The sequence below is a fragment of the Candidatus Endomicrobiellum cubanum genome, from assembly GCF_031278955.1.
In the GTDB taxonomy this organism is placed as follows: Bacteria; Elusimicrobiota; Endomicrobiia; order Endomicrobiales; family Endomicrobiaceae; genus Endomicrobiellum; species Endomicrobiellum cubanum.
Window position 1 is genome coordinate 1 of the sequence record NZ_JAITJM010000015.1, and the last position, 2,632, is coordinate 2,632.

General features: G+C 34.0%; 2 protein-coding genes. Both read left to right on the forward strand.

What is annotated here, in order from left to right:
• A partial coding sequence (locus LBD57_RS01410) for a sulfide/dihydroorotate dehydrogenase-like FAD/NAD-binding protein (RefSeq protein ID WP_373469559.1) occupies positions 1 to 665 on the forward strand: 665 nt, incomplete at its 5' end.
• Positions 644 to 2,014, forward strand: a complete 1,371-nt coding sequence (gene gltA, locus LBD57_RS01415) for an NADPH-dependent glutamate synthase (RefSeq protein ID WP_373469560.1) — start codon at positions 644 to 646, stop codon at positions 2,012 to 2,014. The genes LBD57_RS01410 and gltA, both read left to right, overlap by 22 nt.
• Positions 2,015 to 2,632: the final 618 nt, after the last annotated feature.

The following is a 2,632-nucleotide window of genomic DNA, read 5'->3' on the forward strand; positions in this document are numbered from 1 at the left end:
TAATCTTCCAAGAAATAGGTAAAAGTACATCTCAACTTGCATGTCTTTGTGAAGGTGATGCTATTAAAGATTTTGTAGGACCGTTGGGTCATCCGAGCGTTATAAAACGGTATGGTATAGTTGTCGCTGTTGCTGGAGGAGTTGGAGCAGCAGAGCTTTTACCTGTTATAAAAGAATTAAAAAAAGTTGGAAATAAAATTATTACAATAGTAGGTGCAAGGTGTAAAGATTTGATTATACTTGAAGAAGAACTAAAAGAGGAAAGTGATGATTTACTTTTTGCAACAAATGATGGTACGTATGGAGTTAAAGGTTTTGTAACAGATGTTTTAAAAGGAGTTATGAGTAGAGAGGAAGTAAATATAGTTTATGCTATAGGGCCTGTGCCTATGATGAAGGCAGTTTCAGAACTTACAAAGGAAAAACATATAAAAACGGTAGTATCATTAAATCCTATAATGGTTGATGGCAGTGGGATGTGTGGAGCTTGTAGGGTTACAGTAGACGGTAAAACAAAGTTTGCTTGTGTTGATGGGCCAGAATTTGATGCGCACTGTGTACATTGGGACGAACTTTCTTCACGTTTAAATTCATTTAAAGATTTAGAGAAAATTTCATTTGATAATTTTACTAGACGAAGGGAATGCAAATGCCACAAAAAGTAAATATGCCCGAAAGGGATCCTCAAATAAGAAAAAAAGATTTTGATCAGGTTAATACAGGTTATTCTAAAGAAGAAATGCGTGCAGAAGCAAAAAGATGTTTGCAATGCAAGACTCCTATGTGTACAAAAGGGTGTCCTGTTGAAATAGATATACCAGGTTTTATCAAGTGCCTTATTGAAGGCAATTACTTGGGAGCAATGAAAGTTTTAAAACAGAAAACTAATCTTCCTGCAGTTTGTGGTAGAGTTTGCCCTCAAGAAAATCAATGTGAAAAATCTTGTATTTTGGCAAGAAATGGAGAAGGTATTTCTATTGGTAATTTAGAGCGTTATGCTGCAGACGCTGTAGAAAATATTGAAGACCACATTGAAATTAAAAAAAATGGGATAAATGTTGCTGTTGTTGGTTCTGGTCCAGCAGGACTTACATGCGGAGGAGATTTATTAAAACTAGGTTACAATGTAATTATTTATGAATCTCTTCATGATAGTGGTGGTGTTTTGCGTTATGGAATACCTGAATTTAGACTTCCAAAAAAAGTTTTAAATATCGAAATAGAAAAGTTAAAAAAGCTAGGCATGAAAATAATTCTTAACACTCTTATTGGTAGAACAAAGACTATACAAGATCTGTTTTACGATGGATTCAAGGCGATTTTTGTTGCTGTAGGGGCAGGCCTTCCTGTATTTCCTGGCATTTCTGGAGAGAATTTAAATCACATTTACTGTGCTAACGAATTTTTAGTACGAATAAACTTAATGAAGGCTTTCGATTTTCCAAATTATGATACACCTGTCTATAGTGGAAAAAATATCGTTGTTATCGGAGGAGGCAACACTGCTATGGATTCTGCCAGGATGGCTATTCGCCTTGGCGCAAATAGTGTTAAACTTGTTTACAGAAGATCTGAAGAGGAAATGCCAGCAAGGCTTGAAGAGCGTAGGCATGCAAAAGAGGAAGGTGTTGAGTTTGTAATGCTTACAAATCCTATAAAATTTATTGGCAACGAGAAAAAAGCTGTTAAGGCAGTTGAGTGCATTAAAATGGAACTAGGGGAGCCTGACAAGTCTGGCAGAAGATGTCCATGTCGAACAGAAGGATCAAATTATACAATAGATGCTGATATGGTTGTTTTGGCTTTAGGATTGCATCCAAATCCTATTTTACCTTCTCTTACTGAAGGGTTAAATATAAATTCTCACGGACATATTATAATTGATGAAAGTCATATGACTTCAATACCTGGGGTTTTTGCAGGAGGAGATATCGTTGGAGGCGATACCGTTATTTCTGCAATGGGAATGGGGAAAAAAGCAGCTAAGGCTATAGATAATTATCTTAGAAAATGATACAGAAATCAAGACTTTTCATTAAAATGTATTGCTAATTTAAATAAATATACATTACATAAAGTACATTTTGGGGAGTAATTCTCATCTAAATTCTAATATAGATCTTCTTTTCTATCTAGAACTGGAGTAGATTGTATATATTTGTTTAGCAATGCCCGGTTATTCTATTCTTGCTTTTAAAAAAATAATATTATATTTTGTATCTAGTGGTATGGTATATTAAAGTTTTTAAAGTAGGGAAAAAGTGAACAAAGAAATAGTAATATATGACATACACTTCTAAGAACTTGGAACATCTGATCTTGTGATTTTTTTGAGATAATGAGAGATCGTTAATGTAACCTCTAAATTATAATTGGAGGTAGTTAATGTCAAACTTTTCTAATTTTAAATTCTTTACATTAAAACAATATCTCTTGTCTTTCTTAACTATCACTTTAACTCCTTGTATTACTTTTAGTCAATCCTTGAATATCTCTAAATACCCCTCTATTACCCCCCCCCCCCATTCAACTCACAGCTGCCAACACCTCAAATTCTCTCCTTTCCTCTTTATGAAAAAATAGATCTTTCCACACATCTCATTCAATCCAATAAACAATATATCTTTCCTTT